General features: G+C 53.5%; 18 protein-coding genes. 7 read left to right on the top strand and 11 right to left on the bottom strand.

The genetic code is table 11. The annotated features are described in order from the left end of the window. Positions 1 to 240 precede the first annotated feature (240 nt). Positions 241 to 2,352: a TonB-dependent receptor PqqU gene (pqqU, locus tag AC22LX_RS01290; RefSeq protein ID WP_487333681.1), complete on the top strand. Its 2,112-nt coding sequence runs from the start codon at positions 241 to 243 to the stop codon at positions 2,350 to 2,352. 72 nt (positions 2,353 to 2,424) lie between these two features. Here pqqU and AC22LX_RS01285 read toward each other — a convergent pair whose 3' ends face one another. From AC22LX_RS01285 to AC22LX_RS01275, 3 genes are all read right to left on the bottom strand, one after another. Beyond that, a complete protein-coding gene (locus tag AC22LX_RS01285; RefSeq protein ID WP_015705548.1) occupies positions 2,425 to 2,718 on the bottom strand; it encodes a DUF406 domain-containing protein in 294 nt (97 codons plus the stop codon). 150 nt (positions 2,719 to 2,868) lie between these two features. Further along, positions 2,869 to 3,906: an NADP-dependent oxidoreductase gene (locus AC22LX_RS01280; RefSeq protein WP_045394047.1), complete on the bottom strand. Its 1,038-nt coding sequence runs from the start codon at positions 3,904 to 3,906 to the stop codon at positions 2,869 to 2,871. Positions 3,907 to 3,971: 65 nt separating this feature from the next. Next, on the bottom strand, positions 3,972 to 4,547 hold the full coding sequence (locus AC22LX_RS01275; RefSeq protein ID WP_015366420.1) for a helix-turn-helix domain-containing protein: 576 nt from the start codon (positions 4,545 to 4,547) through the stop codon (positions 3,972 to 3,974). Between the two features lie 159 nt (positions 4,548 to 4,706). On the opposite strand from AC22LX_RS01275, the gene AC22LX_RS01270 reads away from it, so the two are divergent. After that, positions 4,707 to 5,225, top strand: a complete 519-nt coding sequence (locus AC22LX_RS01270) for a GNAT family N-acetyltransferase (RefSeq protein ID WP_063416018.1) — start codon at positions 4,707 to 4,709, stop codon at positions 5,223 to 5,225. Beyond that, positions 5,222 to 5,671: a DMT family transporter gene (locus AC22LX_RS01265; RefSeq protein ID WP_063416020.1), complete on the top strand. Its 450-nt coding sequence runs from the start codon at positions 5,222 to 5,224 to the stop codon at positions 5,669 to 5,671. The genes AC22LX_RS01270 and AC22LX_RS01265 overlap by 4 nt, the downstream gene beginning before the upstream one ends. Positions 5,672 to 5,679: 8 nt before the next feature. On the opposite strand, the gene AC22LX_RS01260 is transcribed toward AC22LX_RS01265, so the two are convergent. Next, on the bottom strand, positions 5,680 to 5,913 hold the full coding sequence (locus AC22LX_RS01260; protein WP_047048747.1) for a YdcY family protein: 234 nt from the start codon (positions 5,911 to 5,913) through the stop codon (positions 5,680 to 5,682). 17 nt (positions 5,914 to 5,930) lie between these two features. After that, positions 5,931 to 7,529 (bottom strand): ABC transporter substrate-binding protein, encoded by a 1,599-nt coding sequence (locus AC22LX_RS01255; protein ID WP_045394035.1) that lies wholly within the window; start codon positions 7,527 to 7,529, stop codon positions 5,931 to 5,933. 233 nt (positions 7,530 to 7,762) lie between these two features. Between AC22LX_RS01255 and AC22LX_RS01250 the strand changes: the two genes are divergently transcribed. Together AC22LX_RS01250 and AC22LX_RS01245 are read left to right on the top strand one after the other, a co-directional pair. Continuing rightward, complete coding sequence (locus AC22LX_RS01250; RefSeq protein WP_049060330.1) at positions 7,763 to 8,431, top strand: hypothetical protein; 669 nt, start codon at positions 7,763 to 7,765, stop codon at positions 8,429 to 8,431. Positions 8,432 to 8,619: 188 nt separating this feature from the next. Continuing rightward, on the top strand, positions 8,620 to 10,053 hold the full coding sequence (locus AC22LX_RS01245) for an aldehyde dehydrogenase (RefSeq protein WP_045394030.1): 1,434 nt from the start codon (positions 8,620 to 8,622) through the stop codon (positions 10,051 to 10,053). A gap of 15 nt (positions 10,054 to 10,068) precedes the next feature. Here AC22LX_RS01245 and AC22LX_RS01240 read toward each other — a convergent pair whose 3' ends face one another. Then, on the bottom strand, positions 10,069 to 10,818 hold the full coding sequence (locus tag AC22LX_RS01240; protein WP_045394028.1) for an alpha/beta fold hydrolase: 750 nt from the start codon (positions 10,816 to 10,818) through the stop codon (positions 10,069 to 10,071). A gap of 75 nt (positions 10,819 to 10,893) precedes the next feature. Next, positions 10,894 to 11,067 carry a GhoT/OrtT family toxin gene (locus AC22LX_RS01235; protein WP_015366412.1) on the bottom strand — a complete coding sequence of 58 codons (174 nt, stop codon included), beginning with the start codon at positions 11,065 to 11,067 and terminating at the stop codon, positions 10,894 to 10,896. Between the two features lie 192 nt (positions 11,068 to 11,259). On the opposite strand from AC22LX_RS01235, the gene yncL reads away from it, so the two are divergent. After that, entirely contained in the window at positions 11,260 to 11,352 is a 93-nt protein-coding gene (gene yncL, locus AC22LX_RS01230) for a stress response membrane protein YncL (protein WP_064571558.1), read from the top strand. A gap of 789 nt (positions 11,353 to 12,141) precedes the next feature. Next, entirely contained in the window at positions 12,142 to 12,264 is a 123-nt protein-coding gene (locus AC22LX_RS01225; RefSeq protein WP_072251384.1) for a small membrane protein, read from the top strand. 235 nt (positions 12,265 to 12,499) lie between these two features. Here AC22LX_RS01225 and patD read toward each other — a convergent pair whose 3' ends face one another. Genes patD through AC22LX_RS01205 form a run of 4 tightly spaced genes read right to left on the bottom strand, consistent with a single transcriptional unit; the run spans position 12,500 to position 16,686 of the window. Next, positions 12,500 to 13,924 (bottom strand): aminobutyraldehyde dehydrogenase, encoded by a 1,425-nt coding sequence (gene patD / locus AC22LX_RS01220; protein ID WP_045394023.1) that lies wholly within the window; start codon positions 13,922 to 13,924, stop codon positions 12,500 to 12,502. 21 nt (positions 13,925 to 13,945) lie between these two features. After that, positions 13,946 to 14,752 carry an ABC transporter permease gene (locus tag AC22LX_RS01215; protein ID WP_045394020.1) on the bottom strand — a complete coding sequence of 269 codons (807 nt, stop codon included), beginning with the start codon at positions 14,750 to 14,752 and terminating at the stop codon, positions 13,946 to 13,948. Further along, entirely contained in the window at positions 14,742 to 15,671 is a 930-nt protein-coding gene (locus AC22LX_RS01210; protein ID WP_045394017.1) for an ABC transporter permease, read from the bottom strand. The genes AC22LX_RS01215 and AC22LX_RS01210 overlap by 11 nt, the downstream gene beginning before the upstream one ends. A gap of 1 nt (position 15,672) precedes the next feature. Then, positions 15,673 to 16,686, bottom strand: coding sequence for an ABC transporter ATP-binding protein (locus AC22LX_RS01205; RefSeq protein ID WP_045394015.1), 1,014 nt, complete (start codon positions 16,684 to 16,686; stop codon positions 15,673 to 15,675). Between the last annotated feature and the right edge of the window lie 16 nt (positions 16,687 to 16,702).

The following is a 16,702-nucleotide window of genomic DNA, read 5'->3' as shown; positions in this document are numbered from 1 at the left end:
TAATTACTGGTTAGAGATGGCTTCCACAGCGTGAAGGTTAACTTCACTCTTTTGTAAATGAGAATAGTAATCATTATTTATCGTAATGTGGAGCGTTAATTGCCTTTTTTGGTTAAAAGAATCACCTTTACTTGCCATTACTTAACGACCGGTTAGTTAATTCTTTTCAAAGAATTTACAAACGGTGTAACATATATACATATGTTCCATTTGGTACGTTTCTCTTTGCGAGTCGCTCTGATGAAGATTATTGCCATGCGCACGGTCGCGCTCCCCGCTTTATTACTCCCTCTCGTCGCCAACGTGCACGCCAGCACGAACGACGAACAAACCATGGTCGTCACGGCGACGCCTACCGCGGTTTCCGAACTGGATACCCCTGCCGCCGTCAGCGTAGTGAATGGCGATGATATGCGTCAGGCCGCCCCGCGAATTAACCTCTCGGAATCGCTCGGCGCGGTACCCGGTTTGCAGGTACAAAACCGGCAAAACTATGCTCAGGATTTGCAGTTGTCGATTCGTGGTTTCGGTTCCCGCTCCACCTACGGCGTGCGTGGCCTGCGGCTATATGTTGACGGTATCCCTGCCACCATGCCCGATGGCCAGGGGCAGACATCGAATATCGATATCGGCAGTATCGATAGCCTGGAAGTGTTACGCGGACCTTTTTCCGCGCTCTATGGCAACTCTTCCGGCGGCGTAATTAACGTCAATACCCAAACCGGCAGCCAGCCGCCGACCATCGAGGCCAGCAGCTACTACGGCAGCTTCGGTACCTGGCATTACGGACTGAAAGCAACCGGCGCCGTCGGCGACGGTAGCCAGGCAGGCGATGTCGACTACACGGTGTCGACCAACCGTTTCACCACTCATGGTTCTCGCGATCACAGCGGCGCGCGTAAAAATCTCGCCAACGCCAAATTAGGCGTGCGGATTAACGACGTCAGTAAATTAACATTGCTATTCAATAGTGTGGATATCAAAGCTAATGACCCGGGCGGATTGAGCTACGAGGAGTGGCAGAATAATCCGCGCCAATCGCCGCGCGGCGATCAATACAACACGCGTAAAACGGTGAAACAGACCCAGGCCGGGTTACGCTACGAACGCCAGCTTAGCCAGCAGGACGATCTGAGCGTGATGATGTACGCCGGCGAGCGCGAAACCACTCAGTACCAATCAATCCCGATGGCGCCGCAGCTGAAGCCCTCGCATTCCGGGGGCGTCATCGATTTAACTCGCCATTATCAGGGGATCGACACCCGCTGGACCCACCGCGGTGAATTACTGGTGCCGGTGACCTTTACCACCGGTCTTGATTACGAAAACATGAGCGAACGACGTAAGGGCTATGAAAACTACGTTCTGGTGAACGGCGCGCCGCAATACGGCGAACAGGGCGACCTGCGCCGTAATGAACGCAATCTGATGTGGAACCTGGATCCGTACCTGCAAACCCAGTGGCAGTTGACGCAGAAGCTTACCCTAGATGCTGGCGTCCGCTACAGTTCGGTGTGGTTTGACTCTAACGACTATTACGTCACTCCGGGTAACGGCGACGATAGCGGCGATGCCAGCTATCACAAATGGCTGCCAGCCGGTTCATTGAAATATGCCGTCACGGATGCCTGGAATATCTATCTTTCCGCCGGGCGCGGTTTTGAAACGCCGACAATCAATGAACTCTCGTATCGTTCCGGCAATCAGAGCGGATTAAACTTCGATCTCAAACCCTCCACAAATGAGACCGTGGAAATTGGCAGCAAAACGCGGATAGGCAACGGACTGTTCACCGCCGCGCTGTTCCAGACCGATACCGACAATGAGATTGTGGTCGACTCCAGCAGCGGCGGCCGCACCAGCTATAAAAACGCCGGTAAAACCCGTCGTCAGGGAATGGAACTTGGCCTCGACCAGCAGTTTGGCGATAGCTGGAAATTAAAAGCGGCATGGACCTGGCTCGATGCCACCTATCGCACGAACGTTTGCGGTTCGTCAGACTGCAACGGCAACCGCATTCCGGGCATCGCCCGCAATATGGGCTATGCCTCTTTCGGCTACCAGCCGGAACAGGGTTGGTACGCGGGGAGCGATATCCGTTATATGGGCGACATTATGGCCAACGACGCCAACACCGCCAAAGCGCCATCGCGGACCGTGGTTGGCCTGACCACCGGCTATAAGTGGAGCTACGGGAAAATGGATATGGATCTGTTCGGCCGGGTCGATAACCTGTTTGACCGTAATTACGCGGGCTCAGTGATTGTCAACGAATCCAATGGTCGTTATTACGAACCGGCGCCGGGCCGTAACTTCGGCATCGGTATGAATCTCGCCTGGCGTTTCGAGTAACTACGCCCGCCGATGGGTGATGATAAAAAAGGGATCCCAATTGGGATCCCTTTTTGATTCCGCCGCAGTCTGTTAGAACGCGCTTCTCAAGGACAATTCGAAAATAATTTTTTCCGCCTGGCAGGAGAAATTCACCGCCGCGTCCAGTTTCGCCTCATTACCTACCGGCTCAATCGTGTAATCTACGGACGGCGTTTCGCTGGCGGCGGCAACGGCGCGTTCGCGAATGGCCGCTACCGCGGACTCCGCCTCTTCACGGGTAGGGAAAAGTTTCTCGACCCGGTAAACGCAGTCTTCGTTATCGATAATGGTGCCAACATCAATGGCGCAGCCTTTGGTACTGCATTTATCAACTACATCTTTCATCGCATTAACCTCTTAAGTTTCCTTAAGGATAAAAAGCCGCTCACGGAAAAGCAAACCATTAATAAAAGTATGGATTAGTCATTTTGTTGGTTAAAGGCGGCGAAAGCGCCCCCGCACGCGTCTTCGGGGGCGTTAGAGAAGGCGGTGACGTTACTCGTCCGCTGCGACGTTAATCACCACTTTGCCGAAGTTTTCTCCCTTCAGCAGACCAATCAGCGCCTGCGGCGCCTGCGCCAGGCCATCAATCTGCTGCTCGCGATATTTGATTTTACCTTCCTGTACCCAGCGCCCCATTTGCTGCTGGAACTCGGCAATGCGATGGCCGTAATCCTGGCCGATGATAAAGCCCTGCATACGAATGCGTTTTTTAAGGATAGTCGCCATCAGCAGCGGCAGCCGATCCGGTCCATCCGGCAGCGAGGTGGCGTTGTAGCCGCTAACCAATCCGCACACGGGAACCCGCGCCGCGGTATTCAGCAACGGCAGAACCGCATCAAAGACTTTACCGCCGACGTTCTCATAATAGACATCGATTCCCTGCGGACACGCCTGCGCCAGCTGCTGGCTGAAATCCGCAGCGCGGTGATCAAGACAAACATCGAAGCCTAAAGTCTCTACCGCATAACGACATTTCTCGGCGCCGCCGGCAATGCCGACGGTGCGGCAGCCTTTAAGTTTGCCAATCTGCCCGACGGTGGCCCCCACCGGCCCGGTTGCCGCCGCCACCACCAGCGTTTCGCCCGCTTTCGGCTGGCCGATGTCCAGCAGCCCCATATAAGCGGTAAATCCCGGCATACCTAACACCCCCAGCGCCCAGGAAGGGTGTTCAGGATTGTCGCCGAGCTTAACCAAATCGCTACCATCGGAAAGCGCATAATCCTGCCAGCCACTATAGCCAAGCACCCACTCACCGGGTTTAAAATCAGGGTGATTAGAGCTCACCACACGGCTTACCGTCCCCCCGACCATCACCGCGCCAATCTCCACCGGTGGCGAATAAGAAGGCGCATCGCTCATCCGTCCGCGCATATAAGGGTCGAGTGACAAATAAATAGTCCGCAGCAGGATCTGGTTCGCTCCCGGCGTCGGCAGATCGCCCTCTTCCAGTCTGAAATTTTCGGCGGTAGGTTCACCGTGCGGGCGTGAAGCCAATATCCAGCGGTGATGGCGTTGTGGATTAGCGGTCATAGCAAACTCCTCTTGTTAACGGCCTGTACTGAGGCTAGCCGTTTTATGCTTAACGCGCTTTAACATTATGAGCCGGATTGATTCAGGCGTACCACCAGATAGACGCAAGTCTCGCTGGACTCATTGATAAATCGGCAATCGTTGGGCGGCCCCAGTTCCAGACAATCCCCCGCCTGCATCTGATGGCGAGTATTCCCTTCAACAAAAACTAACTCACCCTGCTGTAGCCAGATGAGCTGTCGCGCCAGCGCGTACGAAGAAGCGGGCATCGGTACATCGCTGCCGGCCGGCAACTCTATTTGCACTAGGTCGATCGGCAGATCGCTACGCGGCGAGACGTGCCGGCGCAAATAGTGGCTTTGCGGATCGCGCCACACCGGCTGGTTGGCAAAGCGCAAAAGCTTGCCCTCCTGCATCTCTGCGCGCGCAATTAACGTCGACATACTGATGCCAAACGCGCCGGAGAGACGGCCCAGCATCGCCGCGGTGGGGCTACTCTCGCCACGTTCAATTTTATGCACCATTGCCCGCGAGGCCCCGGCGCGTTCAGCCAAATCGCTCAACGACCAGCCGCGGGACTCGCGTTCGATACGAATGCGTGCGCTAATGCGCTGGTTGAGGTTGTCTTCTATAGTATTCATGGCGTAACAATATAGTGCGCACCACCGTATTACACAACTGTCCGCTATCCCCGACACTGCGCGTTCTGTGTAAAATTTATTGCTAAAACTGATGACAGCCTGCCGTTCATTATTGTAATAATACCGTACTACTATAGTGTACAGACTTTGAGGCTTTCTATGTCCATCCGCCATGCCAGTAAAGACGATTGCGCGGCGATCGCCGAAATCTATAATCACGCCGTACTGCATACCGCTGCCATCTGGAATGACAAAACCGTCGATACCGATAACCGTATTGCCTGGTTTGAAGCCCGGCAGATTGCCGGTTATCCGGTGCTGGTGAGTGAAGAAAACGGCGTGATTACCGGGTACTCCTCGTTCGGCGACTGGCGCGCATTTGACGGTTTCCGCCATACCGTTGAACATTCGGTGTATGTCCATCCCGATCATCAAGGTAAGGGAATCGGCCGCAAGTTGTTAGTCGCGCTTATCGCTGAAGCGCGGCGTCTGCACAAACATGTGATGGTGGCCGGAATTGAATCCCGCAATCACGCTTCGTTGCATCTTCATGAAACCCTGGGATTTATCACCAGCGGGCAGATGCCGCAGGTGGGGACTAAATTCGGCCGCTGGCTGGATCTGACCTTTATGCAGCTGCAGCTCGACGATCGCCTGGTTCCGGACGGCGAGGCATGAATCAGTCGCTCACCCTTGCCTGCCTGATAGCGGCGGGTGTCGGTCTGGTGTTGCAAAACACCCTGATGGTCCGCATTACCCAATCCGCCTCGACGATTCTTATCGCCATGTTGCTCAATTCGCTGGTGGGAATTGTTATTTTTGTGACTATTTTGCTATTGCGCCACGGCGCGGCAGGTTTTCAGGAACTGGCGCTGAATATCAAATGGTGGACCCTCATCCCCGGCCTGCTGGGTTCGTTTTTCGTCTTCGCCAGCATCAGCGGTTATCAAAACGTAGGGGCGGCGACGACCATTGCGGTACTGGTGGCCAGTCAGCTGGTAGGCGGATTGATTATTGATTTGATTCGCGCCCACGGCGTGCCGATTAGGGCGTTAATCGGGCCAGTATGCGGGGCGGCGATGCTGGTGGTCGGCGCCTGGCTGGTCGCCAGACGCCAGTTTTGACGTCACCCTTAAAGGATCTCGCCGCCTTTGGTTAACTGTTCGCGGCGCGCTTCTTGATCTTCATGATGTTGACGCCCGTGATGGGCTATCGCGGTGCGCAGGCGCTGCTGCTGGGTATAGCGTTCTTCACGGCCCAGTTCAGCATCATCGCTTAACGCAATCAGTAGCTCGTTCATATGGCTAATCACGCCCCCGGCAATGGTCTCATCGACCCTGGCAATGACATCGTCCAGATGGGCCATCCTGCTCTCCTTTTTGATCAATTCAGCTTCGCTTTGGAAAAATCGCTTCCCATCAGACTCACGCTGTAGCCGCTGACGTTGCTGCGGGTGGCGTAGAAAGTTTTACCCGTCGCCAGCGTGATCCACGGCGCCTGCTGATAGAAAATTTCCTGAGCCTGTTGGTAAAGTTTGGCGCGCGCCTGCGGATCGCTTAGCAGAAGCGCTTTTTTCACCAGCGCATCATAGGACTTATCGCACCAGCGCGCCACGTTAGAGCCAGTTTTGATATTATCACAACTCAGCAGCGTGCCGGCGAAGTTATCCGGATCGCCATTATCGGACATCCAGCCAAACAGCGCGCTATCATGCTCGCCCTTGCGCATCCCGGAAAGGTATTCGCCCCATTCATAGCTAACGATTTTCGCTTTAATGCCGACCTTACTCCAGTCGTTCTGAATCATTTCAGCGACCCGCTTCGAGTTCGGGTTATACGGGCGCTGTACTGGCATCGACCACAGGGTCACTTCTGCGCCCTGCTCCAATCCCGCCTGCTTAAGCAGCTCTTTCGCCTTCTGCGGATTGTAGTCGTAATCCGGTAAATCCTTCTTGTAACCGAGCATATTGGCCGGGATCGGCGATTTCGCCACGTTGCCGGAATCAAGGAAGACCGCTTTCACAATCGCCTGTTTGTCGGTGGCGTAGTTCAGCGCCTGACGTACCAGCACGTTATCAAACGGTTTCTTTTCAGTATTAAATGCCAGATACCCCACGTTCAACGCTTCCACCGCGTGTAGCGCCAGATCTTTATTCCCTTTAATCACCGGGAACTGTACCGGCGATGGTGCGGGAATAATCTGGCATTCATTGGTCTGCAGCTTAGCCAGACGAGTCTCAACGTTCGGCGTAATCGAGAAGATCAGATGCTTAGTCGGCACCTCGCCTTCCCAATAGTGCGGGTTGGCAATATAGCGGATTTGTGAATCCACTTTATACTGCTGGAGCGCGTATGGGCCGGTGCCAATCGGCCAGCTATCGACGTATTCCGGCGTTCCTTTTTTCAACATCGCATCGGCATATTCCGCAGAAAGAATCGAAGCGAAGTCCATCCCCCAGTCGGCGAGAAACGCCGCGTTGGGCTCGCTCAGCACAAACTGAACGTGATAATCATCGATCTTCTTCACTTCTTTAATCAGCTTATCAAGACCGACGTCGTGGAAATATTCATAATTGCCCTGCGACACGTTGTGATAAGGATGCTGCGGATCCTGCTGGCGCAGCACCGAGAACAGCACATCATCCGCATTGAAATCGCGGGTCGGCTTAAAGTATTTATTGCTGTTGAACTGCACGCCTTTACGCAGCGTAAAGGTCCAGGTTTTACCATCCGGAGACACTTTCCATTCGGTCGCCAGCGACGGAATCGGCGTGTTTTTAAGCGGGTCGAAGGTAATCAGGCGATTATAGAGCACCTGTGAGCTGGCAACGAATGAAGGGCCAGAGCTGGCGATTTGCGGGTTAAAGGATTCCGGCGAGGCTTCCGAGCAGTAGACCAGCGTGTCGTTGGATGCCGCCCACGCGGCGCCGGCCGGTAACAGCGCGCTTAAAGCCAGCGCAAGTAGTGATTTCCCTGTAGACATGGTTATAAACCTTATAAATTTGTTATATGCCTACTAATAACAGCACAGCGGAATACAACCAGCAAATAATGAATCGCTATTAGATTCACACTTTAACTCATAAGGTTAGCGCTGTTTGCTTTGCTTAACGTCACTATCATCAGCGACTCCCGCACCGGTACGACAAAATGATTATTTACGACTAAGATCCAATCGCGTGCCGCATTGTCCCATTTCAGTCAAAGGAGCGTTACATGACGAATTCGATTTATCAGCCTATCACCCTCAACGATCCGCGGTTGTTGCAATTTGCCGAAGAGTTGAATCCTGGCGCCAGTCCAATCTATCTCCCGGTTATTGATAAACCGGGGCCCGAGGGAAACGCCTACTGGAACGTCAGCGCGGCGATCGAACAGGTCGGTGGAAAAATGCTGCTGGGCTGGGAGATAAACTACTGGCCGGGCTGTTTTCTGGTCGCAACGCATCACGCCGCCTTACAGGCCGACGATGGAGGGATTTATGATGTAACCCGACGTTCGCCAGCGGCGGCAATACCCACCGTTAATCTATTCGTTCCCGACGACTCAATTGCTATTGATCTTGATAAAACGCCGGCCGTGAAATCACGATTTTATATATTACATTCCGCCGCGCAAATTACGGACTATCTCAGGGCTTATGACAATCTCAACGCTTTTGAGAAAAAGCTAAGCGATAGGCTTTATGAGATCGGCTATCGCTGTGAAACAAATAAAGCGTTGGCGAGCGGCGTCGTCGGCACAACGCCTGCCTTCGTGGAAGGCAGTTCGGTCGATATTGACGAAATAAAAATGCATATTTCCGAGTTAAGCTGGATTTTAAAAGATAAAATTAAAAGGCTAAAACAATATTCTGACGCGCTACAGGAACAGCCATTACATTAACTATCCTCTGTGGGCTGTGGCGAATAGATTGTGTTTGCTGCGGCCCATGTTCGCCGTTCTCATTATTGTACTAAGTTGTGACCCGCTGAGAAATCTGCAAAAAAATTGTGCGATAACCGCCCTTTCGCCGCTACGCAATGAGGTAAGGCGGTAGACTCGACGCTCCGCAGACCAATGAGGTTACGCTAATGACAATAACCTGCAGCTTATATAGCGGCGGCCGCTGGCACGATGCCGAAGGTCACGCCACTTTCACTCGACGTTATCCGCAACATAGCGAGATAGCCTCTACCGCCGCAGCGGCGAGCATCAATGACGCTCGTCGCTGCGCAGAAGCAGCCGCCGCCGCATTCCCCTCATGGCGCGACACCATCCCCTCCGAACGTCGCCGGCTGTTGTTGGAAGCCGCCGAGCAAATGCAGCGTAGAGAGGCGAAATTTATCGCTACTATGGCGGCGGAGACCGGCGCGACAGCGCACTGGGCCGGATTCAACGTACACCTGGCGGCAGATATTTTGCGTGAAGCCGCGGCCTTAACCACGCAAATCGAAGGTCAAATTATTCCCTCCAACGTGGCCGGCAATCTGGCGATGGGCGTACGTCAGGGGGCCGGCGTGGTGCTGGCTATGGCGCCGTGGAATGCGCCGCTCATTCTGGCGACCCGTGCCATCGCCACGCCGCTGGCCTGTGGCAATACGGTTATCCTTAAGGGCTCGGAACTCTCACCGGCGACGCAAAGCTTAATCGTCGATGCCCTCGCGGCGGCGGGATTTCCCGATGGAGTAGTGAATTATCTTACCTGCTCGCCAGCCGATGCGCCTGCGCTGGTGGAGACGCTGATTGCTCACCCAGCCATACGACGGGTCAATTTTACCGGTTCAACGCCAGTGGGGCGCATTATTGCCCGCACCTGCGGAGAGCATCTGAAACCTGCGATACTTGAACTGGGTGGCAAAGCGCCGCTGTTAGTCCTGGATGACGCAGATTTACAACAAGCCGCGGCTGGCGCGATTTTCGGCGCTTTTGCCAACGCCGGACAGATTTGTATGTCGACCGAACGCATTATTGTCGATGAGAGCATCGCGGATGAGTTCGTCGCATTAATCAGCCAACGCGCTTCCGCACTACCTTCTACGCTTCTCGGCCCGGTGGTCGATTTGAAAACGGTACAACGCTGCAACGCGTTGATTGATGATGCGCTAAGTAAAGGCGCACATTTACTCTGCGGTGGAAAAGCGGATTCGACGCAAATGCGCGCCACCCTGCTGGATGGCGTGACGCGTGAAATGCGCATATGGCATGAGGAATCTTTTGGCCCGGTCAAATCGGTGATCCGGGTTAACGACGAGGAAGAGGCTCTGGCCGTCGCGAACGATAGCGAATACGGCCTGGCGGCAGCGGTTTATAGCCGCGATAGCGCTCGCGCCTGGAATGTAGCGCAAAATCTGCAAACCGGTATTTGCCATATTAACGGCCCTACCGTACATGATGAAGCGCAGATGCCGTTCGGCGGCTGTAAATCGTCCGGCTATGGCCGCTTTGGAGGGCGCGCCGGGATCGCTGAATTCACCGAGCTTCGCTGGATAACCATGCAAACTCGGCCACGCGAATTACCATTCTGATTTCCCGCGATGCTTTCAGACCAGCCCGGCAATCGCGCGCGCCAGCGCGGCCGGGTTTTCCCATGCCATCGAATGCCCCGCCTGTGGTATGACAGCCAATGCGATACCCGCAGTTTCGACGTCTTCCGCTTCCTGTGAGGGTAGCGATAAACTACCGTAGATAAGCGTTTTACGGCATTGCAGGTGAATAAAACGCTCAAACCACGAGGGAGAAGCGCCTACTACCAGGCTGGTAGCTCCCCGCCATAACGCCCACGGTGCGCTATTTTGTAGGCAACCTTTCCATGGGGACGTTTCTGCCGCCAGCATCGACTGATAGCCGTTGGCGATAAAATCATCTTCCGTCTGTCCGGCGATTTTACAGCTATAGAATCCCCCACCGGCATAGAGATTGGGCTCGGCGACAATTAAGGCCTCAACGCGTTTGCCCAGCCGCTGCGCTGCCTCAATAGCCACACTGCCCCCCATACTATGGCCGTAGAGAATGCAGCGGCTGACCTGCAATTTGTTCAGCCACTCCACAACGACCGCAGCCTGGTCAGCAATTCGGTAGCCAAACTGAAGCGGTTTATCGCTGTAACCATAGCCTGGAAGATCAATTAGTAAGGCCCGGCGCCCATTCAATATAGGGTTAGAAACCACTGGCGGGTAATCGTATGAAGAGGCGCAACCTAACCCATGAATGAACACAATAGGGTCCCCCTGGCCTTGGAAATCAAACCAACGGACCGTTGCGCCGGCTAAATGCGAATAGAAGCTGTTCATCAGATGGCAACCTTATTATTTTTAACTGTATTTATATACAGCCATCAAGACAATTAGGCCAGCCATTTCTGTTGTTCAGAATAGAGAAACCAGCAACGCCATAGGAAAGCTGAACGGCCATGTCGCACCAATCAACAGCGCTGCCAGCAGCCGAATGCAACGGCTTTCCTTAGTTAAAAACCAGCTTATCAACGCACAAATACAGCCCATTACGGCATAAAAAACCAGCATCTTCTGGTATAAAGTCATTTTTTCCTTCCCTGTCAGACATCGCGCAACACGCGTTATCCTGTCCCGCACCACTTAGTACGTCAGAGATCAATACTTCACAAAACAAGCAACTGCAAAGACCATGGAAAAACGGTTGATTCAGTGTTGTCCGATAGCGCAACTCTACGCCACCGACTATAAATGTAGGGGCTTACTCATAAAGGTGGCGTTATGGATGTTTCCAGCAAAACCGTAATTCTGATTAATGTCGGCGCAGCGCTTGCGCTTATTAGCCTGTTATCCGTTCGTTTTGGTTGGTTTTAGTAATTTTTCAGCAACTAAACCTAAAAAAGCAGCCTCAGCGGCTGCTTTTTTTATGATTTAATTGTCGCGCGTTTCCCGTCGGCTTTCTGTTGAAGCACTACAATAGTCTTAAGACTTTCCGGGTTATATGACGGCAAGAAATTCAGCTTTTCGGTATCCCACTCGACCGCTGTACAAACCCCCTCAGTTGCCCCCAGGCTTTCACAACCGCGAATTCGCTGGGCAGGGAGATTGTCGTAAAGCATTGCGCTTACGCCGATGAGTAACAGGATAAATGCTAGCTTTTTCAAAACCGATTCAACGTCAGAATAACAAATTATGTAAAATTTTCTCATGAGCGAGGCGAAAAAGTCAAATCGCCTACACGATAACAACTGTCCCGCGGCGATTTCATTCAGAATTTAACATTATGGCTACAATCATTCCCTTCCTGGAGAGCATTTCTGAGGAGTGCGATCCGTTATGTCCCCCTTCTGCTAGCGAGAGGATATTTATTTCATTGGAAATAACAAAATGATCTGGCAATCCGCATACCGGATTATGGATAGCTAACTATACTTGGCTTTTATGAGGTGAGAATTTTCTTAAATTAGCGACTGCCGATAATCAGCAATCGACTGCTCAACCTTATGGTTAATGCGGACTGTAGATTTCCAGGTGTTATTTTGTGCTCTATATTCAGGTAAGTGAAAGAAATTATTATTTGCAAACTCACGAACTTCCGCATAGGTTCATTACTATTAGTTATAACGTTTTTGCTTTTCCTGTTACTTATTTTTGAGGTCGCTTATGTCAGGAATACTTGCCCTGCTAATGGCTTTAGTCTTATTGGTGATCGCAATCTACAGTCTTATCTCTTATATTCGTGAGCGCCGCCACTCGGGCCTGCCATCAAAAAAAGACAAACATTGATTATTAAATCGGCATAAAAAGTCGATACGCAAAAAAAATCCCCGCATCATCCTGCAGGGATCAACAATTAATAGCATGCTTAGTTGTTTACACCCCATCCGGCGCTTATCTCCGGCACTCACAATGGCTTAGCTCTTGAAGGGGTATAAGAATACTCTCATATTACCCCTTATCTTTTTTAACATTTATTGCTATTGCAACTATTAGCGTGGTAATGCTGCCGGCACGTTAATATTCAATGTTTCACCATTACATGACGAACCACCGTGTAGTCCTCCAGGCCATACATCGACATGTCCTTGCCGTAACCAGATAGCTTCTGTCCGCCGTGCGGCATTTCGCTAACCAGCATGAAATGGGTATTCACCCAGGTGCAACCGTACTGCAAACGCGCGCTCAGGCGATGGGCGCGGCCCACGTCCTGCGTCCACACCGAGGAGGCAAGCCCATATTGCGAATCATTAGCCCAGGTTAATACTTGTTCCTCATCGCTAAACGGCGTCACGCTAACTACCGGGCCAAAAACTTCGCGTTGTACGATAGCGTCATCCTGCTGTGCGCCAGCCAACAGCGTGGGCTGGAAATAGTAACCACTTCCCGCCGCGCGGCTGCCGCCGGTTACCACTTTAATATGCGGTAAGGCGCGCGCAGCGTTGACAGCCGCTGTCACCCGTTCGAGATGCGCAAGCGAACTGACCGGCCCCAGTTCCGTGGATGGATCGTCCGGTTGCCCCATTTTCAGGCTGGCCACGGCCGCGCCTAGTTTTTCAACCAGCCGATCGTAGACGCCTTGTTGCGCGTAAATACGGCAAGCGGCAGTACAGTCCTGACCGGCGTTATAAAAACCGAAAGTACGAATGCCCTCGACGACGGCATCGATATCGGCATCATCGAAAACAATGACCGGCGCTTTACCGCCCAGCTCCATATGGGTGCGTTTAATCGAATTCGCCGTGTGACCAATAATATGGGCGCCGGTGGCAATCGAACCAGTCAACGAAACCATACGCACTTTACTATGGCCGGTGAGCGGGTCGCCAACAGTTGGGCCCCGGCCGAAAAGCACGTTGATAACGCCGGCCGGGAAAATGTCTTTTGCAAGTTCCGCCAGCTTCAAGGCCGTCAGTGGGGTGATTTCTGAAGGTTTAATCACCACGCAGTTACCGGCCGCCAGTGCGGGCGCCAGCTTCCACGCCGCCATCATTAGCGGATAGTTCCACGGCGCAATCGAGGCCACTACGCCGACCGGGTCGCGGCGGATCATTGAGGTGTGCCCCTCAAGGTACTCCCCAGCAGCCATTCCCGGCAGGCAACGCGCGGCGCCGGCGAAGAAGCGAAATACATCGGCAATCGCCGGCATTTCATCATTGATAACGCAATGTAGCGGTTTACCGCAGTTTAAAGACTCCAGTTTGGCGAGCGTTTCTGCATGTTCAGTAATCACATCCGCCATTTTCAGCAAACATTCGGCGCGGGTTTTCGGCGTTGTCTGGCTCCAGCTGACAAACGCACGATCTGCAGCATTGACGGCGGCATCAACCTGCGCCTCGGTCGCCTCCGCAATCTCAATAATCGTTTCGCCATTGGCAGGATTGAATACCGGCAGCACCTCGCCTTCCCCCGCCACTAATTGACCGTTTATCAAAAGGTTATGTTGCATAGCATGATCCTGTAAAGTGTATTATTTTCCGCTTTCGGCGTTATTCTCACCGTCACGGGTTAGCCACCAGGCCCCCAGGATGGGTACAGTCGTCACTAACATCACCAACAGCGCGACCACGTTGGTGACCGGTACATCGCGCGGGCGCCCCAGTTGATTTAACAACCACAACGGTAACGTCCGCTCATGTCCGGCGGTAAAGGTAGTGACGATAATTTCATCAAAGGACAGAGCGAATGCCAGCATCCCGCCCGCCAGCAGTGCCGAACCCAAATTGGGCAGCACCACGTAACGGAAGGTTTGCCAGCCTGTAGCGCCAAGATCCATCGATGCTTCCACCAGACTCCATGATGTCCGGCGAAATCGGGCAATGACGTTGTTAAACACCACCACCACGCAGAAGGTCGCGTGACCCACCACGATGGTTAGCAAGCCAGGCTCAAGATTGACGGCTTTAAATGCCGTCAGCAGCGCCAGGCCGGTAATGATGCCAGGAAGTGCAATAGGTAATAGCAACAGCAGCGACACGGCATTCTTACCAAAAAACGAACTCCGCCACAGCGCGCCGGCAGCGAGAGTGCCCAACACCAGCGCAATCCCCGTGGATAAAGCGGCGATTTTAAGTGACAACGTCACTGATTCAATGATATCTGCGCGAGCGGCAGCCTCGCTGAACCAGCGGAGCGTCAGCCCTTTCGGCGGGAAGCTGAAAGCGGCATCCTCTGTATTAAAGGCGTACAAGGCGATAATCAGCAGTGGAAAATGGAGAAATACCACTCCGCCCCAGGTGGCGATTTTGAGAAACAACGGTGCGCGTTCAGAGTGCATCAAACGCTCCCAGGCGCTTAACAAACGCCAGATACAGTGCAATAAGAACAATCGGCACCAACGTGAACGCCGCCGCCATCGGCATATTGCCAATCGCGCCTTGCTGCGAATAAACCATGTTGCCGATAAAGAAACCGGGCGGTCCCACCAGTTGCGGCACAATAAAATCGCCAAGGGTGAGGGAAAAGGTAAAGATAGAACCTGCCGCGATACCCGGTATGGCTAAAGGCAGTACCACGTAGCGGAAGGTTTGTTGCGGTCGAGCGCCTAAATCGGCGGAGGCCTGCAGCAGCGACGGCGGCAGGCGTTCCAGCGCCGCCTGTACCGGCAGGATCATGAACGGCAGCCAGATATAGACGAACACCATGAATCGCCCGAGCCCGGAGGTCGATAAGGTATTGCCGCCGACCGCCGGGATGGTCAACACCATATTTAACACGCTCTCCAGACCAAGGTGGCCGAGAAACCATTGCGCCACGCCATCTTTCGCCAGCAATAGCGTCCAGGCGTACGCCTTAACGATATAGCTGGCCCACATCGGCAACATCACCGCGATATAAAAGAAGGCTTTCATCTTGCCGCGGGTATAACGCGCCATATACCACGCCATCGGCAACGCCAGGATTGCGCTGGCAATAGTCACGCAGATGGCCATCACCAGGGTACGGACAATGATGTCGTAGTTGGCGGGATTAAACAGCGCCTTCAGGTTAGCGAGCGTCAAATCCGTGGTGACCGACATCGTAAAGTCATCAAAGGTATAGAAGCTTTGCCACAACAGCGTCAGGAGCGATCCCAGATAGACAATCCCAAACCACATCAACGGGCCCAGCAGCAGTAAAAACAGGCCCAATGACGGTTTTCGCCAGAACAGCCCTGACATCCTCCCGGTCGTTGGTTGTACAAGCGCCATCGTCATCTCAGCCTCCGCTTTCCAGGGAGACCATCGCCGAACGCGACCAGCCGGCCAATACCTGTTGCCCCAACCGCGGCGCGCTCAACGCCGCCCCGCCATCAACGTTGGCCTGGCTGACTAGCAGCTTTTCGCCCGCTGCAAGTTTCAGTTCAATACGCGTTGATGCCCCCTGAAACTGCACCGCCTGCACGGTCCCCTGAACCTGAATATCACCGCCGCCATTCAGTCGAATATGTTCAGGACGGAGTGACCACGCGCCAGACACCCCGCATAGGCGCTGCGAAACTTCTGGGGTAAAAACGTTCGCGGTGCCGACAAATCCGGCGACAAAGGCGGTTTTAGGCTGTAAATAGAGCGAGTGCGGCGAATCGACCTGCTCAATACGGCCATTGTTAAACACCGCCACGCGATCGGACATCGACAGCGCCTCACCCTGATCGTGAGTAACAAAAATGAAAGTAATACCCAGCGACTGCTGAAGTTTTTTTAGCTCTACCTGCATCTGTTCGCGCAGTTTTAAATCCAGCGCGCCAAGCGGTTCATCTAATAACAGCACACGAGGTTGGTTGACCAGCGCGCGGGCAATGGCGACCCGTTGCCGTTGACCGCCGGATAGCTGCGAAGGCTTGCGAGCGTGCGCAAACCCAAGCGCCACTTTTTCTAAGGCTTCCTGGGCGCGAAGCTGACGTTCTTTTTTGCCCACGCCTTTCACCATCAGCCCATAGGCGACGTTGTCGATAATCGACATATGCGGAAATAGCGCGTAATCCTGAAAAACCGTATTGACGTCACGCTGCCAGGGCGGTAATTCGCTGGCCTGCTGACCAAAAATACGAATAGAACCGCCGGATAGCTGTTCGAAGCCCGCGATTAAGCGCAGGCAGGTGGTTTTGCCGGAGCCTGACGGCCCCAGCATGGAAAAAAACTCGCCATCGCGAATGGCGATACTCACGCCATCCACCGCGCGTACGTCACCATACAAACGCGAAACGTCATCAAACTCTACCGCGTACGTCATGTTCAGTCTCCAGGCG

The organism is Klebsiella sp. PK01, assembly GCF_057624675.1.
Note: the sequence above shows the minus strand (reverse complement) of the source record. Positions and strands in the feature narration are given on the sequence as shown.

Bases quoted from the DNA above. Each gene is read 5' to 3' on its own strand.
- pqqU (WP_487333681.1), top strand. From the start codon at position 241: ATGAAGATTATTGCCATGCGCACGGTCGCGCTCCCCGCTTTATTACTC.
- AC22LX_RS01285 (WP_015705548.1), bottom strand. From the start codon at position 2,718: ATGAAAGATGTAGTTGATAAATGCAGTACCAAAGGCTGCGCCATTGAT.
- AC22LX_RS01280 (WP_045394047.1), bottom strand. From the start codon at position 3,906: ATGACCGCTAATCCACAACGCCATCACCGCTGGATATTGGCTTCACGC.
- AC22LX_RS01275 (WP_015366420.1), bottom strand. From the start codon at position 4,547: ATGAATACTATAGAAGACAACCTCAACCAGCGCATTAGCGCACGCATT.
- AC22LX_RS01270 (WP_063416018.1), top strand. From the start codon at position 4,707: ATGTCCATCCGCCATGCCAGTAAAGACGATTGCGCGGCGATCGCCGAA.
- AC22LX_RS01265 (WP_063416020.1), top strand. From the start codon at position 5,222: ATGAATCAGTCGCTCACCCTTGCCTGCCTGATAGCGGCGGGTGTCGGT.
- AC22LX_RS01260 (WP_047048747.1), bottom strand. From the start codon at position 5,913: ATGGCCCATCTGGACGATGTCATTGCCAGGGTCGATGAGACCATTGCC.
- AC22LX_RS01255 (WP_045394035.1), bottom strand. From the start codon at position 7,529: ATGTCTACAGGGAAATCACTACTTGCGCTGGCTTTAAGCGCGCTGTTA.
- AC22LX_RS01250 (WP_049060330.1), top strand. From the start codon at position 7,763: ATGACGAATTCGATTTATCAGCCTATCACCCTCAACGATCCGCGGTTG.
- AC22LX_RS01245 (WP_045394030.1), top strand. From the start codon at position 8,620: ATGACAATAACCTGCAGCTTATATAGCGGCGGCCGCTGGCACGATGCC.
- AC22LX_RS01240 (WP_045394028.1), bottom strand. From the start codon at position 10,818: ATGAACAGCTTCTATTCGCATTTAGCCGGCGCAACGGTCCGTTGGTTT.
- AC22LX_RS01235 (WP_015366412.1), bottom strand. From the start codon at position 11,067: ATGACTTTATACCAGAAGATGCTGGTTTTTTATGCCGTAATGGGCTGT.
- yncL (WP_064571558.1), top strand. From the start codon at position 11,260: ATGGATGTTTCCAGCAAAACCGTAATTCTGATTAATGTCGGCGCAGCG.
- AC22LX_RS01225 (WP_072251384.1), top strand. From the start codon at position 12,142: ATGTCAGGAATACTTGCCCTGCTAATGGCTTTAGTCTTATTGGTGATC.
- patD (WP_045394023.1), bottom strand. From the start codon at position 13,924: ATGCAACATAACCTTTTGATAAACGGTCAATTAGTGGCGGGGGAAGGC.
- AC22LX_RS01215 (WP_045394020.1), bottom strand. From the start codon at position 14,752: ATGCACTCTGAACGCGCACCGTTGTTTCTCAAAATCGCCACCTGGGGC.
- AC22LX_RS01210 (WP_045394017.1), bottom strand. From the start codon at position 15,671: ATGACGATGGCGCTTGTACAACCAACGACCGGGAGGATGTCAGGGCTG.
- AC22LX_RS01205 (WP_045394015.1), bottom strand. From the start codon at position 16,686: ATGACGTACGCGGTAGAGTTTGATGACGTTTCGCGTTTGTATGGTGAC.